The organism is Cellulomonas sp. P4_D11 (assembly GCF_056401915.1).
Map to the genome: position 1 here is coordinate 1 of NZ_JBFUIK010000054.1, position 15,840 is coordinate 15,840.

Sequence of the window (15,840 nt, forward strand, 5' to 3'; positions counted from 1 at the left end):
GGGCGGCGTGGGCTGCGGCGCGGCCCTCCGCCGTCGGGCCGGCGCCCGCGAGCGCGAGCGCACCGACCGCGAGGTGGACCTCGTCGCGCGCCTCGAGCACCTCCACGAGCGCTCCGGGCGTCGACAGCGCCCCGACCGCCCCCGCCGGTCCGGGCAGCAGCACGACGCGCGCGGCCCCGGAGTCCGCCACCGCCCGTTCCAGGTGCACCGGCCGGACCGGCGCCTCGGGGCACTGCACGACCGTCACCGCGCCCGCGGCCGCGTACCAGGCGGCCAGGCCCGGCGCGGCCGTGCAGACGACGACGCCCCACCGCTCCCGCCCGCCCGGGCCGCCCTGCAGTGCCGAGCCGCCGGCGTGCGCGCCGGCCAGGAGCCGCACGAGCACCTGCTCGCGACGCCCGAGCGCCGCCCCCGCGATCGCCGCGGCCGGGTCGTCGGTGTGGACGTGCACGTGCCACCAGCCGTCGCCGCCGACGACCGCCACGGAGTCCCCGACCGCCCCCATCCGGCGCCGCAGCTCCGCGCCGGTGTCGACGACGGGGTGGTCGTCGCTCACCAGGAGCATCACCTCGAACGCCCCGCCCGTGGACTCGCCGGACGCGTGGTGCGCCGCCGCCGTCGGAAGCCAGTCGAGCGGCACCCGCACGGGACGCTCGTCGGCCACGGCCCGGGCCAGGGCGTCGAGCACGACGAGCAGCGCGCACGCCCCGGAGTCGAGCACGTGCGCGGCACGCAGGACCGGGTGCACCGCGCTCATCCGCCCGAGACCGCGCAGCGCCTCCGCGACCGCCTCGGCCAGCATCGTCGGCAGGTCGGCGCCCGCGTCGGCGGCCGTCGCGGCGGCACGCGCGACGACGTCGGCGAGCGTCAGGACCGTGCCCTCCTGCGGCTCGAYGGTCGCCTCGCGGGCGGCCCGCGCCGCGATGGTCAGGCACCGGGCGACMTCGTCGGCGCCCGCGGCGGGCGGCAGGGCGCGGGCGAACCCGGTCAGCCACTGGCTCACGATGACGCCGGAGTTGCCGCGCGCGGCCAGCAGCGACCCGCGGGCGAACGCCCGGGCCACCTCGGGCGCCGTCGCGTCCGACGCGGCGAGCTCGACGACCCCCTGGCCCCCCGCGACCGTCAGCAGGACGTTGGTGCCCGTGTCCGAGTCCGCGACGGGGAAGACGTTGACGGCGTCGATCCGGTCCCGCGCCTGCTCCAGGGCGGTGCGGGCGGCATCGGCCCACGCACGCACCGCCGCCGCCTCGAGCCGATCCACCGCACCTCCGTCGTCCGACCGCCCTGGTCCGTCAGCATCCTGCCGTCACGCACGGGCCGCGACGCGGAGCGACCTGCGCGGGTGCTGCACCACCCTGCCCCATCGCACCCACATTTGGGTCGACGTGCCCGATGGGCTAGTCTTGACCGGTTGCCCGGCCTTGCTGGGCGCTGGTGGTGCCCCGTCGCGGCCCCCGAATCCTCTCGTGGAATCGGAGTCGCTCGTGCGCCCCGAACCATGACTTCGCCGCAGACGCGGCACATGATCCGTACAGAGCAACAGGAGAAGACCGTGGCTGCCAACTGCGACGTCTGCGCCAAGGGCCCGAGCTTCGGGCACAACGTCTCGCGGTCCAACCGGAAGACGAAGCGGCGCTGGAACCCGAACATCCAGCGCGTCCGTGCCGTCGTCGCGGGGACGCCCAAGCGTCTCAACGTGTGCACGTCGTGCCTCAAGGCCGGCAAGGTGCAGCGCGCCATCTGACGTTCCAGAACGTTCACGAAGGCCCGTGAGGTTGTCACCTCACGGGCCTTCGTCATGTCCGATTGGTATGGCATGGTGACCTCCATGGTCGAGCAGCTGGACGAGGTGACGATCCGGGTCGCCACCGAGGGGGACGCAGCGGGCATCGCCCGGGTGCACGTCAGGTCGTGGCAGGAGGCGTACGCGGGCATCGTGCCCGAGGCCTATCTCGCCTCCCTGGACCCGGACGAGCGGACCGCGCAGTGGGGCAGGTACCTGCGCGAAGGTCCGTCCGAGGAGATCCGCACGTGGGTCGCGGTCGCGGCGGACCGCCCGGTCGGTTTCGTCACCGTGGGTCCCAGCCGCGACGAGGACGCCCGGCGCGGCGACCGCGAGATCTTCTCCATCTACCTCGACCCCGGCACGTGGGGGCACGGGGTGGCGCGGGACCTCATGCGGACCGTCATCGGGGACGTCGGGGACAAGACCACGATCACGCTGTGGGTCCTCGCCGAGAACGAGCGCGCCCGGCACTTCTACCGCCGGCACGGCTTCCAGGCGGACGGCGTGGAGCGCTACGACGACATCGGCGGCCAGAGCCTGCTCGAGGTCCGGTACCGGCGCGGCTGACGCCTCAGCCCTCTCAGCCCCCGAAGTGGTCCCACCCGGACCGCGCCGGCGCAGGACGGCCGTCCACCCGCACACCCGGCGCCTCGCCCGCGGCCACGGCGTGCACGCGACCGACGGCACGGAACGGCGTCGGCAGCACGGTGCCCGCCGGGAACGTCGCGAGCAGCCCGTGGTCCTCACCCCCGTCGAGCACCCACCGCTGCGCGCTGGCCCCGAGCGCCGTCGCGGCGTGCTGGAGCCGGTCCACGTCCGACGCGAACGCCGCGGTGTCCAGATCGACCCGGACGCCGCTGGCCCGGGCGAGCCGGCCGGCGTCGCGCAGCAGGCCGTCGGAGACATCGAGCATCGCGGTGGCCCCCGCGGCCGCCGCGGCCGGTCCGGACGCCAGCGGGGACACCGGTCGCAGGTAGGCGTCGACCAGCTCGCGGTCCGGGTCCGCCGCTCCCGCACCGAGCAGCGCGAGCCCGGCGGCGGACCGCCCCGTCACGCCGGCGTGCGCGACGACGTCCCCCGCGCGCGCGCCGGAACGCAGCACGGGTGCCCGGCCGCCGAGGTCGCCGTGCGCGGTCACGGCGACGACCACGAGCGGACCACCCGACAGGTCGCCCCCGACGACGCCGACGCCGAGGGGCGCGCACTCGGCAGCCAGGCCGCGCGCGAGGCCCTCGACCCACGACGCCGGCAGGTCCGCCGGGATCACCAGCGCGACCACCAGGCTGGTCGGCCGCGCGCCCATCGCGGCCACGTCGGCCAGGTTCTGCACCGCGGCGCGCCTGCCCACGTCCTCGCCCGAGGACCACGACCGCCGGAAGTGCTGGTCCTCGACCAGCACGTCCGTGGTCACGACGAACCGCCCGTCGGGTGCGGCCACCACGGCCGCGTCGTCGCCGGGTGGGAGGAGCGTGTCCTCGCCGACGGACAGCAGCGGGAAGATGCGGGCGAGCAGCGCCTCCTCGGACAGCTCCGAGGCGAGCGGGGAGTCGGTGGGGGTGTCGCCGGTCACCCGGACACGGTAGAGGCTCGGCGGGCCGCTCGGGTTACCGTGACCCGGTGCCCCGACAGCCCCTGAGCCGACGCCTGCTCGCCGTGGCCTCGGCGGGAGGCGTCGCGGCCCTCGCCGGGTGCGCCAGCGCGGTCCCGGCGCAGGTGGCTCCCCACGCGACCGACCCCGTGTGCGCGTCCGTCGTCCTGGCGATGCCCGACTCGCTCGGCGACGGGCTCCCCCAGCGCGACACGACGGCGCAGGCGACGACGGCCTGGGGGGACCCCGCGTCGCCCCTCGTGCTGCGGTGCGGCGTCGAGCCCCTGGGCCCGACGACGGACCACTGCCAGACCGTGGAGACGCCCGGCGGCCCGAGCATCGACTGGGTGGTCGTCGAGGGCGACGACGGCGACTGGACGTTCACCACGTACGGCCGCGAGCCGGCGGTCGAGCTGCACGTGCCGGCGGCGGTCGCGAAGGACCGCTCGACGGCGTTCGTGGACCAGCTGGGACCGGCGGTCGCCCTGACGACGCGCCTCCGGTCCTGCCTGTAGGTCAGCGCCCGTACTGGGCGGCGACCGGGCAGTCGAACGCCGCGCGGTCCGCGAGCCCGACCCGGTTGAGGTAGTCGACGACGATCTTGTAGGACCGGAAGAACCCGACCTCCGTGTACTTCACCCCGAGCTGCTCGCAGTAGTCGCGCACGACCGGCTGCACGTGCTTGAGGTTCGGTCGCGGCATGCTCGGGAAGAGGTGGTGCTCCACCTGGTAGTTGAGCCCGCCCATCATGAAGTCGACGGCCGTCCCGCCCTTGATGTTCCGGGACGTCAGCACCTGCCGGCGCAGGAAGTCGACCTTGAGGCCCGCGGGGATGATCGGCATGCCCTTGTGGTTGGGCGCGAACGACCCGCCGAGCAGCACGCCGAACAGGGCCATCTGCACGCCCATGAACGCGATGGCCTTGCTGGGCGGGAGCAGCCAGAACAGCAGGCCGACGTAGACCGCGAGCCGCGTGATCACGATGGGCGCCTCGACCCAGCGGTGGGGCACCGTGCCCTTCGTGAGCAACAGCCGGACGCTCGACACGTGCAGGCTCAGGCCCTCGAGCGTCAGGAGCGGGAAGAAGAACCAGCCCTGGTGGCGGCCGAACCACGCGCGCCAGCCGCTGCGGGTCTCCAGCGCGTCCTGCGTCCAGACGACGACGCCCGGCGCGATGTCCGGGTCCGCGTCGACCTGGTTCGGCGACGCGTGGTGCCGGTTGTGCTTGTTGCGCCACCAGGTGTGGCTCAGCCCCACGAAGCCGCCCGCGAGGATGCGGGACGTCCAGTCGTTCCACGACCCGGAGTTGAAGATCTGACGGTGCGCGCTGTCGTGACCGAGGAACGCGATCTGCGTGAGCACGACGGCGAACCCGGCGGCGACGGCCAGCTGCCACCACGAGTTGCCGACGAGGACCACGGCCACCCAGACCGACGCGAAGGCCAGCACCACGGCGACCAGGCGCGTCCAGTAATAGACGTAGCGACGGCGCAGCAGCCCGGACTCGCGGACGTACGCGGCGAGCGCCGAGTAGTCCTGCGTCGTGGCCGCTCGTGCCGGAATAGGTGCCCCGGGCGACACGATGGCGCTCATGCCCTCGCCTCGCGGGTCGACTGTGCCTGCGAGACGAGCATGACGTTCACCATCGATCTACGGCGGCCGGCGTTGCGTGCCGGACGTGCGGCGCACCTCCGGCCGGAGGGTGCGGAGGGGCGCGGAGCGTCCCGACAGTGATGGGGGACGACCACCCCGGACGGCGTCGTTGTCGGCCGGGGTCCACCACGAGTGCCCTGAGGGTAGCCCGCCCGCGCGCATTTGGGCGTACGACGAGGCCGACGCCCGGCGTACATCGGGCGGCGGGGACGGTCAACGCAGTCCCGTGGGCCGCGCGAGGGCGAGGCGCAGCAGCTGGTCGACGAGGTCCGCGTAGCCGACGCCCGACGCCTCCCACATCCGGGGGTACATCGAGTACGGCGTGAACCCCGGCATGGTGTTGATCTCGTTCACGACGACCTCGTCGTCCGGGGTGACGAACACGTCGACGCGGGCCAGCCCCTCGCAGCCGACAGCCTCGAACGTGCGCACGGCGACGTCCTGCACGGCCCCGACGACGCCCTCGGGGAGGTCCGCGGGGCACGCCAGGGTCACGCCGGCCTCGTCGAGGTACTTGGCCTCGAAGTCGTAGAACGCGTGCCGCGTGTCGGTGACCAGGATCTCCCCCGGCAGAGAGGCCCGCGCTCGGTCGCCGTCGTGTCCGCCGAGCACGCCGCACTCGATCTCCCGGCCGACGATCGCCGCCTCGACGATGACCTTCGGGTCGTGCTCCGCCGCCGCGCGGATCGCGGCCGGCAGGTCCGCCAGGTCCGTCACGCGGGAGATGCCGAGGCTCGAGCCGGCGCGGGCGGGCTTGACGAAGAGCGGCAGCCCGAGCTCCGCGACTCGGGCGGTCACGCCCTCGGGGTCGCGGTCGAGCTCGCCGGGCAGGACCACCCGGAACGGCCCGACCGGCAGCCCGTGCCCCGCGAGCACCAGCTTCATCATGTGCTTGTCCATGCCGACCGCCGAGGCGAGCACGCCGGCGCCCACGTAGCGCACGTCGGCCAGCTCGAGCAGGCCCTGGAGCGTGCCGTCCTCGCCGAACGGTCCGTGCAGCAGGGGGAACACCACGTCGACCTCGCCCAGCACCCGCGGCAGCCGCCCGGCCTCGAGCACCTGCACGTCGCGGTCGTCCACCGCCTGGGGCAGCAGCACGTGCGCGGCCGTGTCCTCGACCTGCGGCAGCCGACCGTCGACGATGGCCCAGTGGTCGGGGTCGTCGTCGGCCAGGACCCAGCGGCCCGCGGGCGTGATGCCGACGGCCAGCACGTCGTAGCGGTCGCGGTCGATCGCCCGCAGCACGCCGCCGGCCGTCGCGCAGCTGATCGCGTGCTCGCCGGAGCGGCCGCCGAACAGGACCATCACGCGGGGGCGCCGAGGGTTCGGTGCGGGGGTCTGGTCGTGGCCCGAGGGCTGTGCGGTGGCGTCCATCGCGCCCGACCCTACCGGTCGGGCGGACCCCGCCCGGTAACCTGCGGTGGTGACCTCGCAGCGATCGGACGACCTCTCCCCCGCGACGGTGGTCGTGGCCGCGGGCCGGCCCGACCGCACCCAGGGCGCGCCGGTGAACCCACCGCTGGTGCTCTCCTCGACCTTCGTCTCGAGTGGCGTGCCCGCGGACGGCGAGCCGCTGTACGGCCGGATCGACGCCGGCACCTGGCACCCGTTCGAGCAGGCCCTCGGCACGCTCGAGGGCTCGGCGCACCCGGCTCTGGTGTTCGGCTCGGGGATGGCGGCCATCGCCGCCGCTCTGTCGTTCGTGCCGCCCGGCGGCCGGCTCGTCCTGCCGCGGCACTCCTACCAGGTGACGCTCGGCTACGCCCGCGACCTGGAGGAGCGGCTCGGGGTCGAGGTCGCGCTGGTGGACATCGACGACACCGACGCCGTGGTCGCGGCCCTGAGCGACCCGCGGCCGGCGTCGATGCTCTGGGTAGAGACGCCGACCAACCCGATGCTCGAGGTCGCCGACCTGCCGGTGCTGATCGAGGCCGCGCACGCGGTCGGCGCGCTGGTGGGCGTCGACAACACCTTCGCGACGCCGCTGGTGCAGCGGCCCTTCGAGCACGGCGCCGACGTCGTCGTGCACTCGGTGACCAAGTACCTCGCCGGGCACACGGACGTGGTGCTGGGCGCCGCCCTGGCCGACGACGACGCCCTGCACGCCCGGCTGCACGCGTACCGGACGCTGCACGGCTCGATCGCCGGACCGTTCGAGGTCTGGCTCGCGCTGCGCGGCCTGCGCACGCTCGCGCTGCGGGTCGAGCGCGCCCAGGCCAACGCCGCCGAGCTCGCGCGGCGCCTCAGCGAGCACCCCAACATCGCCGAGGTCCGGCACCCGAGCCTGCCGTCGGACCCCGGCCACGACCGCGCCGCGCGCCTCATGGACGGCTTCGGGTCGATCATCGGCCTGCGCCCGCTCGGCGGCCCGCAGGCAGCGGACGCGGTCGTCGCCGCGCTGCAGCTCTGGGTGCCCGCGACGAGCCTCGGCGGGGTGGAGTCGACCCTGGAGCGCCGCCGGCGGTTCGCCACCGAGTCGCCCACCGTGCCCGAGGACCTGCTGCGGTTGTCCGTCGGCATCGAAGACGTCGAGGACCTCTGGCACGACCTCGACAAGGCCCTGCGCTCGTTCTAGGCCCCTTCGGCCTTGTGCGGCCGGGCGAGGAGCAGCGAGGCCAGCTGGTCGACCGGTAGCCCCTCGTGCAGCACCCGGACCACGGCCGACGTGATCGGCATCTCCACGCCCAGCGTCGTCGCCAGCTCCAGGACGGACCGGCACGACTTCACGCCCTCGGCCGTGCCGCCCGTGGCGGAGATCGCCTCGTCCAGTGTCATGCCGCGGCCGATGTGGCCGCCGAGCGTGTGGTTGCGCGAGTCCGGGGAGGCGCAGGTCGCCATGAGGTCCCCCAGGCCGGCGAGGCCGGGGAACGTGTCGGCGTCCGCGCCGAGCGCGAGCCCCAGGCGCGTGATCTCGACCAGGCCGCGGGTGATGACCGTGGCCATGGTGTTGAAACCGAGGCCGCGGCCCTGGGAGATGCCCACCGCGAGCGCGATGACGTTCTTCACGGCGCCGCACAGCTCGACCCCGACGACGTCGTCGTTGGTGTACGGGCGGAAGTAGGACGACGCGCACGCGCGCGCCACCAGCTGCGCCGTCGCCTCGTCGGTCGACGCGACGACGGTCGCGGTCGGCTGCCGGTGCGCGATCTCGAGCGCCAGGTTGGGCCCGGACACCACGGCGACGCGGTCGGCGGGGATGCCCAGGGCCTCGGACACGACCTCGCTCATCCGACGGTCCGTCGACAGCTCGACGCCCTTCATGAGGGAGACGGCGACGGCGTGCGCCGGGACGGCGTCGGCCAGCGGCACCAGGGTCGCCCGCGCGCTCTGCGACGGGATCGCGATGGCGACCACGTCCGCGCCCGCGAGGACGGCGCGCGCGTCGGTGGACGCGCGGACCCGTGCGGGCAGCGTGACGCCCGGCAGGTACGCCTCGTTGCGGCGCTCGTCGGTGATCTGGCGGCAGACCTTCTCGTCGCGACCCCAGACGGCCACGTCGCAGCCGGCGTCGGCCATGACGGCCGCGAACGTGGTGCCCCACGCCCCGGCGCCCAGCACCGCGGCACGCAGCCGGGGAGCGCCGGGGACGTCGGGCCGCTCCTCGGCCACCTGGTCCGCCGTCACGGCAGCTCCGGGTGGGTCGCGTGGTCGCCGCCGACCCTCTTCTCGCCCTGCGCGAGCGGCTTGCGCATGTCGTACCGGACGGCCGGGGGCTCCTCGCCGCGGATCTCCTGCAGGAGGCCGGTGATCGCGGTCATCACGCGCTCCGTGGCCTCGCGCAGCGTCTTGGTGTCCTGCGGCCGGTCGTACAGGTCGTCGAGGACGACCGGCGGGCCTGCCACGACCGTGACCAGCTTGCGCGGGATCGGCTTGAGCAGCTTGCCGTAGCGCGCGAGGAGGTCCTGGGCGCCCCACTGGGCCACCGGGATCACGGGTGCCTTCGTGCTGAGCGCGAGGCGGGCGATACCGGTCTTGCCGACCATCGGCCACAGGTCGGGGTCGCGCGTCAGGGTGCCCTCGGGGAACACCGCGACCGCGTCGCCCGCCTCGATCGCCGCGATCCCCGCCGTGAGCGAGTCGCCGGCCGAGGAGGTGTTGCGGAACACGGGGATCTGCCCGGTCGCGCGGAGCACGCCGCCCAGCACCGGCACCTTGAACAGGGGGGCCTTCGCCAGGATCTTCGGCGCGAACCCGTTGTCCCACAGGAAGTGCGCGAACGTCAGCGGGTCGATGTTCGTCATGTGGTTCGACGCCACGATGAAGCCGCCCTCGGTGGGGAGGTTCTCCGTGCCGCGCCAGTCACGGCGCGTCATGGCGAGCATCGGGGGACGCACGATGCGCGCGACGTTGCGGTAGGCGCGATTGGATCTGACCGGCGGCTGCACGGGAGCCGATGCTACCGGGCGCTCGTGGGTGCCTGGCGTGCGCCGGCCCGTCACGCCCTGGGGAGCTCCCGGCTGAACTCGGCGCCGAGCGCCTCGAGCTTCTCCGTGAACCGCTCGTACCCGCGGTCGATGAGGCTGATGCCCCGCACCGACGAGGTCCCCTTGGCCGTCAGCGCGGCGATGAGGTGGCTGAACCCGCCGCGCAGGTCCGGCACCTCGATGTCCGCGGCCGACAGCGGCGTCGGGCCGGAGATGACCGCGGAGTGGTAGAAGTTGCGCTGCCCGAACCGGCACGGGCGCCCGCCCAGGCACTCCTTGTAGACCTGGATGGTCGCCCCCATGCCCACCAGGGCGTCGGCGAAGCCGAAGCGGTTCTCGTACACCGTCTCGTGCACGATCGACAGCCCCTTGGCCTGCGTGAGCGCGACGACGAGCGGCTGCTGCCAGTCCGTCATGAAGCCCGGGTGCACGTCCGTCTCGAGCGTGATCGAGCGCAGGTCGCCGCCGGGGTGGAAGAACCGGATGCCGTCGTCGTCGATCGCGAACTCGCCGCCGACCTTGCGGAACGTGTTGAGGAACGTCGTCATCTCCGGCTGCGTGGCGCCGCGCACGAAGATGTCGCCGCCGGTCGCCAGCGCGGCCGACGCCCACGACGCCGCCTCGATGCGGTCGGACAGGGCCGTGTGCCGGAATCCGACGAGCCGGTCGACGCCCTCGATCCGGATGACCCGGTCGGTGTCGACGGAGATGATCGCGCCCATCTTCTGCAGCACGTTGATGAGGTCCATGATCTCGGGCTCGATCGCCGCGTTGGACAGCTCCGTGACGCCCTCGGCGCGCACGGCCGTGAGCAGCAGCTGCTCCGTGGCCCCGACGCTCGGGTACGGCAGCGCGATCTTGGTGCCCTGCAGGCGCCGCGGCGCGCGGATGTGGATGCCGTTGTCGGTCTTGTCCACCACCGCGCCGAACTGGCGCAGGATGTCGAGGTGGTAGTTGATCGGCCGGTCGCCGATCCGGCAGCCGCCCAGGTCCGGGATGAACGCCTCGCCCAGCCGGTGCAGCAGGGGGCCGCAGAACAGGATCGGGATCCGGCTCGACCCCGCGTGGGTGTCGATGTCCGCGACGTGCGCCGACTCGACGTCGGTCGGGTCGAGGTGCAGCACGCCCGCCTCGGCGTCGGCGTCGACCTTGACGCCGTGCAGCTCGAGCAGACCGGTGACGACCGCCACGTCGCGGATCTGCGGGACGTTGCGCAGGACGCTCGGCGTCTCGCCCAGCAGGGCCGCGACCATCGCCTTGGAGACGAAGTTCTTGGCACCGCGGACGGTGATCTCGCCCGAGAGCGGGTTGCCACCGTTGACGTACAGCAGATCCGTCATGGAAAGGTCGGTCATCGAACCATCGTCTCCCACGCGCGAGGGTGCTCCCGACCGTCCGCACCGCGGCGCGCCGGGGTCCGCGCCGAACCTTCACACGGTCGGGCTCGCGGATTACTTCTTCTTGGTGTGGCCCTTGCCGGACTTCTTCTTGGCCTTCGCCTGCGCCTTCTTGGCGTCGGCCCGCTTCTTCGCCTCGGCCTTCTTCGCGGCGTCGGCCCGCTTCTTGACGTCGGCCTTCTTCGCCTCGGCCTTCGCCTTGGCCTTCGGCGTGGCTGACGCCTTCGCGGCCGCCTTGGTCTTCGGCGCCGCCGTGACCACCGGGGAGGCCTTCGCGACCGCGACCGGCTGCGGCGTCGGCTCCGGCGCGACGAGCCCCTGCAGCGAGCCCAGGTCCGCGACGCCCCCGAGCGGCTCACCGGCTCCGGCGGCGACCCGGGCCCGAAGGCCCGCGCCGGGGTGGAAGCGCGCGACGGTCGTCGCCGCGACCTCCAGGGACTCCCCCGTGCGGGGGTTGCGGGCCGTGCGAGCCGCGCGACCGGCCGCCTCGAACGTGCCGAACCCGGTGAGCGTCACTCGCTCCCCGGCGGCCAGTGCCGACGTGATCTCGTCGAGCACCGCCTCGACGGCGGCGAGCGCCGCGGCCTTCGTCGCCCCCCGAGCAGCGATCCGGTCAGCGATCTGCGACTTGCCCGGCATGGTCGTCCTCCCTCGGCCGACGCTCCGAGCGCCGTGGCCCGCAGACACGCTATCGACTGCGGGGGTCCGGCGCGTCTCCTACGCGGGGACCCGCCGGACGCGCGTCAGGGTCGCCGACCGATCTCGACCGGCACGCCGGCCGGCCGGGCGGCCACGATCTCGACGGGCGGCAGGTGCTTGGCCGGCAGGGTGGCCGGGCGCCACGGCTCGCGACGGGCCTCGAACGCCGAGATCTCGTCGGCGTGCTCGAGCGTGAGCCCGATGTCGTCGAGACCCTCCATCAGGCGCCAGCGCGTGTAGTCGTCGACCTGGAACGGCACCACGACGTCGTCGCACGTGATGGTCTTCGACTCGAGGTCCACCGTGACCTCGGTGCCCGGACGGGTCTCGAGGATCTTCCAGATCAGCTCGATGTCCTCCTGCGACGCCTGGGCCGCGAGCAGCCCCTGCTTGCCGGAGTTGCCGCGGAAGATGTCCGCGAAGCGGTTCGAGATGACGACCTTGAAGCCGTAGTCCTTGAGCGCCCAGACGGCGTGCTCGCGCGACGAGCCGGTGCCGAAGTCGGGACCGGCGACGAGCACCGAGCCGGCCTTGTAGGCGTCCTGGTTGAGGATGAACGCCGGGTCCCCGCGCCAGGCGGCGAACAGCGCGTCCTCGAACCCCGTGCGCGTCACGCGCTTGAGGTAGACGGCCGGGATGATCTGGTCGGTGTCCACGTTGCTGCGCCGCAGCGGGACGCCGACGCCGGTGTGCTGGCTGAACTTCTCCATGAGTCTTCTCGCTTCCTGGTCAGACCGTCTGGAGGTCGGTGAGGGGGCTGCCGTCGGGCGTCGGGGCGCCCGTGGCGAGGTCGGCGTACGACGAGAGCGTGCCGCGGATGGCGGTCGCGGCGGCGACGAGCGGGGAGACCAGGTGCGTGCGGCCGCCCTTGCCCTGCCGGCCCTCGAAGTTGCGGTTCGACGTCGACGCCGAGCGCTCCCCCGGGGCGAGCTGGTCGGGGTTCATGCCCAGACACATGGAGCAGCCGGCGTTGCGCCACTCCGCACCGAAGTCGAGGAAGATCTTGTCGAGCCCCTCGGCCTCGGCCTGCAGGCGCACGCGGGCCGACGCCGGCACCACCAGGACGCGGACGTCCTCGGCCTTGTGCTTGCCCTGGACGACCTTGGCGACGGAACGCAGGTCCTCGATGCGGCCGTTGGTGCACGAGCCGATGAAGACCGTGTCGACCTTGATCTCGCGCAGCGGCTGCCCCGGCGTCAAGCCCATGTACTCGATAGCCCGCTCGGCGGCGCCGCGCTCGTCGGCGTCGGCGATCTCCTCCGGCACCGGCACGGAGCCCGACAGCGGCAGGCCCTGGCCGGGGTTGGTGCCCCATGTCACGAACGGCTCGAGGTCCTCCGCCTTGAGCACGACCTCGACGTCGAACTCGGCGTCGTCGTCGGTCTTCAGCGTGCTCCAGTACGCCACCGCGGCGTCCCAGTCGGCGCCCTCGGGCGCGTGCGGACGGCCCTGGAGGTAGTCGAACGTGGTCTGGTCGGGCGCGATCATGCCCGCGCGGGCGCCGGCCTCGATCGACATGTTGCAGACCGTCATGCGCGCCTCCATCGACAGCGCACGGATGGCCTCGCCGCGGTACTCGAGCACGTAGCCCTGGCCGCCGCCGGTCCCGATCTTGGCGATGATCGCCAGGATGATGTCCTTGCTGGTGGCGCCCGGGGGCAGCTCGCCGTCGACCGTGATCGCCATGGTCTTGAACGGCGCGAGCGGCAGGGTCTGCGTGGCCAGCACGTGCTCGACCTCGCTGGTGCCGATGCCGAACGCGAGGGCGCCGAACGCGCCGTGCGTGGACGTGTGCGAGTCGCCGCAGACGACCGTGAGGCCCGGCTGTGTGAGGCCCAGCTGCGGTCCGACCTGGTGGACGATCCCCTGGTCCGCGTCGCCGAGGGAGTGGATGCGGACGCCGAACTCCGCGGCGTTGTTGCGCAGGGTCTGGATCTGCGTGCGGCTCGTCTCGTCGGCGATCGGCCGGTCGATGTCGAGCGTGGGGGTGTTGTGGTCCTCCGTCGCCAGCGTCAGGTCCGGGCGGCGGACCGGGCGACCCGCGAGGCGCAGGCCCTCGAACGCCTGCGGGCTCGTCACCTCGTGCACGAGGTGGAGGTCGATGTAGAGGAGGTCGGGGGCGCCGTCGGTGCCCCGTCGCACGACGTGCGCGTCCCAGACCTTCTCCGCCAACGTGCCGGCCATGTTCTCGGTCCGTTCTCTCGTGTGTTTCTCTCGTCCGGGAGTGTGGTTTTCCCGGCTCGCCTGCCGTCGTACTTGCATCTCAGCCTTCGAGACGCCAATATCGACCTATGGACAACTCTAGCGGAGTCGGCGTGCTGGACAAGGCCGCATCCGTTCTCAGCGCCCTCGAGGCCGGCCCTGCGACGCTCGCGCAGCTCGTCACCGCCACCCATCTTGCTCGCCCGACGGCCCACCGGCTGGCCGTGGCGCTCGAGCACCACCGCCTGGTGGCGCGCGACATGCAGGGTCGGTTCGTGCTCGGACCGCGCCTCTCCGAGCTGGCGACGGCCGCCGGCGAGGACCGCCTGCTCGCCGCCGCCGGTCCCGTGCTGGCCGCCCTGCGCGACCACACGGGCGAGAGCGCGCAGCTCTACCGCCGGCAGGGTGACCAGCGGATCTGCGTCGCCGCCGCCGAGCGCCCGATCGGCCTGCGCGACTCGATCCCGGTCGGCGCCACCCTCACCATGCACGCGGGTTCCGCGGCGCAGATCCTGCTCGCGTGGGAGGAGCCGGACCGCCTGCACCGCGGCCTGCAGGGCGCCAAGTTCACCGCCACGATCCTGTCGGGCGTCCGCCGCCGCGGCTGGGCGCAGTCGGTGTCCGAGCGCGAGGTCGGCGTCGCGTCCGTGTCCGCTCCCGTGCGTGGTCCGTCGGGGCGGATCGTCGCCGCCGTGTCCGTCTCCGGACCGCTCGAGCGCCTCTCCCGGCAGCCGGGTCGCCTGCACGCCGCCGCGGTCGTCTCGGCGGCCAACCGGCTGACCGAGGTGCTGCGCCGAACGGCCGACTGATGGCCGTGCGGGGTGCCGCGGCCAGCCGACGCCGGCTGCGCAACCGCGTCGCCGTCATCGGGTTCGTCGCCGGCTTCGTCGTGGGCGCGGTCCTCGCCGTGCTCGGCGGGGGTGGCGCCGGCGACGCCGTGCTGACCGGCGCGTTCATCGGCGCGCTGGTGGCCGTCGTCGGCGCGATCGTCGTCGCCCTGCTGCCGACGTCATCCCACGGCCCGCCCGGCCAGCACTGACAGCTTGGCCCGCTCTCCGCGCGCGCAGAAGGCTCTCCACGCACGCAGAAGGCCCGGTCACCGTGGTGACCGGGCCTTCGTGTACGTACCCCCGACCGGATTCGAACCGGCGCTACCGCCGTGAGAGGGCGGCGTGCTAGGCCGCTACACAACGGGGGCCTATACGCTGCGTGACCCGTGGGCCTCGCTTGCGAGTGAACACTCTACCCGATCCTCCGAGGAGGTCGGACCAGCGGTGCTCGCGCTGGGGTACCAGGACTCGAACCTAGACTAACTGAACCAGAATCAGTCGTGCTGCCAATTACACCATACCCCATGGGGGTATAACGCCCGGAGCCCGAGAGCCGCCTGGCGGGGCGGACACACGCGCATCCGGACGTCGTACCGGCGGTGAACACTACCCGAGCGCCGGGGCGGGGTCCAACTGGCTCCGCGCTGGACGGGCGTTCGTGACGAAGGCCACGCGCCCGCGCGCTCAGCGAGGGATGCTCGCCAGCTCCGAGGCGTCGTACCAGAGCAGGTCACGCTCGTCGAGACGGTCGACGGCGGCCTCGTCCCCACCCGCCGCCAGGACGACGTCGGGCGCCGCGCCGGGCTCGTCGACGTGCACGCAGATCACGTCGTCCTGCTCGACCGGGCTCACGAGCTCGACCGCGCTGGGCACGTCCTCGTCGTCCACGACCGGGTGGACGTCCGCGTCGGGGACGTCCACCGAGACGACCAGCCGGAGCTGCGGGGCGTCGGGGTGGGTCGCCAGGTGCTCGAGCGAGTCGTCGGCGGCGGCGAGCTGTGCCGCGAACTCGAGCCCTTCGTCGTCCTCGTCCGGGAACAGCGCCCGCAGCGCGGAGGTCACCGCGTGCGCCCGCCGCGCCGCGAACGGCCCTGCGGCGGGGTCGAGCTGGTCGAGCGAGGCCGGGAGGTAGATGCGCACCCCGCCAGTGTGCCGCAGGTGCTCGCCGCCGCCGTCAGGCGCGCGCCGGCTCCTCGACCGGCGCCGCCACCAGGACGGCGTCCACGCGCGCGGCGACCCCCGCGAGCGCGCGGCGCACCGG

At 73.6% G+C, this 15,840-nt stretch carries 17 protein-coding genes and 2 tRNA genes; 6 read left to right on the top strand and 13 right to left on the bottom strand.

What is annotated here, in order from left to right:
- The coding region (locus AC1DT4_RS19320; RefSeq protein WP_477091381.1) for a DAK2 domain-containing protein at positions 1-1,261 on the bottom strand (1,261 nt) is incomplete at its 3' end.
- 291 nt (positions 1,262-1,552) lie between these two features.
- Here AC1DT4_RS19320 and rpmB point away from each other — a divergent pair.
- A complete protein-coding gene (gene rpmB / locus AC1DT4_RS19325) occupies positions 1,553-1,744 on the top strand; it encodes a 50S ribosomal protein L28 (RefSeq protein WP_477091382.1) in 192 nt (63 codons plus the stop codon).
- Positions 1,745-1,828: 84 nt separating this feature from the next.
- A complete protein-coding gene (locus AC1DT4_RS19330; protein ID WP_477091383.1) occupies positions 1,829-2,353 on the top strand; it encodes an N-acetyltransferase family protein in 525 nt (174 codons plus the stop codon).
- A gap of 13 nt (positions 2,354-2,366) precedes the next feature.
- Here AC1DT4_RS19330 and AC1DT4_RS19335 read toward each other — a convergent pair whose 3' ends face one another.
- Positions 2,367-3,356 (bottom strand): thiamine-phosphate kinase, encoded by a 990-nt coding sequence (locus AC1DT4_RS19335; protein WP_477091384.1) that lies wholly within the window; start codon positions 3,354-3,356, stop codon positions 2,367-2,369.
- A 47-nt stretch (positions 3,357-3,403) separates the two neighbouring features.
- Here AC1DT4_RS19335 and AC1DT4_RS19340 point away from each other — a divergent pair, with 47 nt between their 5' ends.
- The gene (locus AC1DT4_RS19340) at positions 3,404-3,889 is read left to right on the top strand and encodes a DUF3515 family protein (RefSeq protein ID WP_477091385.1); all 486 of its coding nucleotides are present in this window, start codon (positions 3,404-3,406) and stop codon (positions 3,887-3,889) included.
- A gap of 1 nt (position 3,890) precedes the next feature.
- On the opposite strand, the gene AC1DT4_RS19345 is transcribed toward AC1DT4_RS19340, so the two are convergent.
- Together AC1DT4_RS19345 and AC1DT4_RS19350 are read right to left on the bottom strand one after the other, a co-directional pair.
- Positions 3,891-4,967 carry a fatty acid desaturase family protein gene (locus tag AC1DT4_RS19345; protein WP_477091386.1) on the bottom strand — a complete coding sequence of 359 codons (1,077 nt, stop codon included), beginning with the start codon at positions 4,965-4,967 and terminating at the stop codon, positions 3,891-3,893.
- A gap of 273 nt (positions 4,968-5,240) precedes the next feature.
- A complete protein-coding gene (locus tag AC1DT4_RS19350) occupies positions 5,241-6,401 on the bottom strand; it encodes a D-alanine--D-alanine ligase family protein (RefSeq protein WP_477091387.1) in 1,161 nt (386 codons plus the stop codon).
- A gap of 49 nt (positions 6,402-6,450) precedes the next feature.
- On the opposite strand from AC1DT4_RS19350, the gene AC1DT4_RS19355 reads away from it, so the two are divergent.
- Positions 6,451-7,602 carry a trans-sulfuration enzyme family protein gene (locus AC1DT4_RS19355; protein ID WP_477091388.1) on the top strand — a complete coding sequence of 384 codons (1,152 nt, stop codon included), beginning with the start codon at positions 6,451-6,453 and terminating at the stop codon, positions 7,600-7,602.
- On the opposite strand, the gene AC1DT4_RS19360 is transcribed toward AC1DT4_RS19355, so the two are convergent.
- The 6 genes from AC1DT4_RS19360 to leuC all read right to left on the bottom strand — a co-directional run bounded on the left by AC1DT4_RS19360 (position 7,599) and on the right by leuC (position 13,731).
- On the bottom strand, positions 7,599-8,651 hold the full coding sequence (locus AC1DT4_RS19360) for an NAD(P)H-dependent glycerol-3-phosphate dehydrogenase (RefSeq protein ID WP_477091389.1): 1,053 nt from the start codon (positions 8,649-8,651) through the stop codon (positions 7,599-7,601). The two genes, AC1DT4_RS19355 and AC1DT4_RS19360, sit on opposite strands and share 4 nt — an antisense overlap.
- Positions 8,648-9,412: a lysophospholipid acyltransferase family protein gene (locus AC1DT4_RS19365; RefSeq protein WP_477091390.1), complete on the bottom strand. Its 765-nt coding sequence runs from the start codon at positions 9,410-9,412 to the stop codon at positions 8,648-8,650. The genes AC1DT4_RS19360 and AC1DT4_RS19365 overlap by 4 nt, the downstream gene beginning before the upstream one ends.
- 50 nt (positions 9,413-9,462) lie before the next feature.
- Positions 9,463-10,791 (bottom strand): UDP-N-acetylglucosamine 1-carboxyvinyltransferase, encoded by a 1,329-nt coding sequence (murA, locus tag AC1DT4_RS19370; RefSeq protein WP_477091396.1) that lies wholly within the window; start codon positions 10,789-10,791, stop codon positions 9,463-9,465.
- Between the two features lie 111 nt (positions 10,792-10,902).
- The gene (locus AC1DT4_RS19375) at positions 10,903-11,487 is read right to left on the bottom strand and encodes an HU family DNA-binding protein (RefSeq protein WP_477091391.1); all 585 of its coding nucleotides are present in this window, start codon (positions 11,485-11,487) and stop codon (positions 10,903-10,905) included.
- A gap of 104 nt (positions 11,488-11,591) precedes the next feature.
- On the bottom strand, positions 11,592-12,257 hold the full coding sequence (gene leuD, locus AC1DT4_RS19380) for a 3-isopropylmalate dehydratase small subunit (protein ID WP_477091392.1): 666 nt from the start codon (positions 12,255-12,257) through the stop codon (positions 11,592-11,594).
- A 19-nt stretch (positions 12,258-12,276) separates the two neighbouring features.
- Positions 12,277-13,731 carry a 3-isopropylmalate dehydratase large subunit gene (leuC, locus tag AC1DT4_RS19385; RefSeq protein ID WP_477091393.1) on the bottom strand — a complete coding sequence of 485 codons (1,455 nt, stop codon included), beginning with the start codon at positions 13,729-13,731 and terminating at the stop codon, positions 12,277-12,279.
- Positions 13,732-13,838: 107 nt separating this feature from the next.
- On the opposite strand from leuC, the gene AC1DT4_RS19390 reads away from it, so the two are divergent.
- Positions 13,839-14,558 carry an IclR family transcriptional regulator gene (locus tag AC1DT4_RS19390; RefSeq protein ID WP_028046824.1) on the top strand — a complete coding sequence of 240 codons (720 nt, stop codon included), beginning with the start codon at positions 13,839-13,841 and terminating at the stop codon, positions 14,556-14,558.
- Positions 14,558-14,788 carry a hypothetical protein gene (locus tag AC1DT4_RS19395; RefSeq protein WP_477091394.1) on the top strand — a complete coding sequence of 77 codons (231 nt, stop codon included), beginning with the start codon at positions 14,558-14,560 and terminating at the stop codon, positions 14,786-14,788. The genes AC1DT4_RS19390 and AC1DT4_RS19395 overlap by 1 nt, the downstream gene beginning before the upstream one ends.
- A gap of 86 nt (positions 14,789-14,874) precedes the next feature.
- Here AC1DT4_RS19395 and AC1DT4_RS19400 read toward each other — a convergent pair.
- The 3 genes from AC1DT4_RS19400 to AC1DT4_RS19410 all read right to left on the bottom strand — a co-directional run bounded on the left by AC1DT4_RS19400 (position 14,875) and on the right by AC1DT4_RS19410 (position 15,719).
- Positions 14,875-14,947: transfer RNA gene (locus tag AC1DT4_RS19400), tRNA-Glu, on the bottom strand.
- Positions 14,948-15,032: 85 nt separating this feature from the next.
- Positions 15,033-15,104 (bottom strand) — tRNA-Gln (locus AC1DT4_RS19405).
- Between the two features lie 159 nt (positions 15,105-15,263).
- Positions 15,264-15,719 (bottom strand): DUF6912 family protein, encoded by a 456-nt coding sequence (locus tag AC1DT4_RS19410; protein WP_477091395.1) that lies wholly within the window; start codon positions 15,717-15,719, stop codon positions 15,264-15,266.
- Positions 15,720-15,840: the final 121 nt, after the last annotated feature.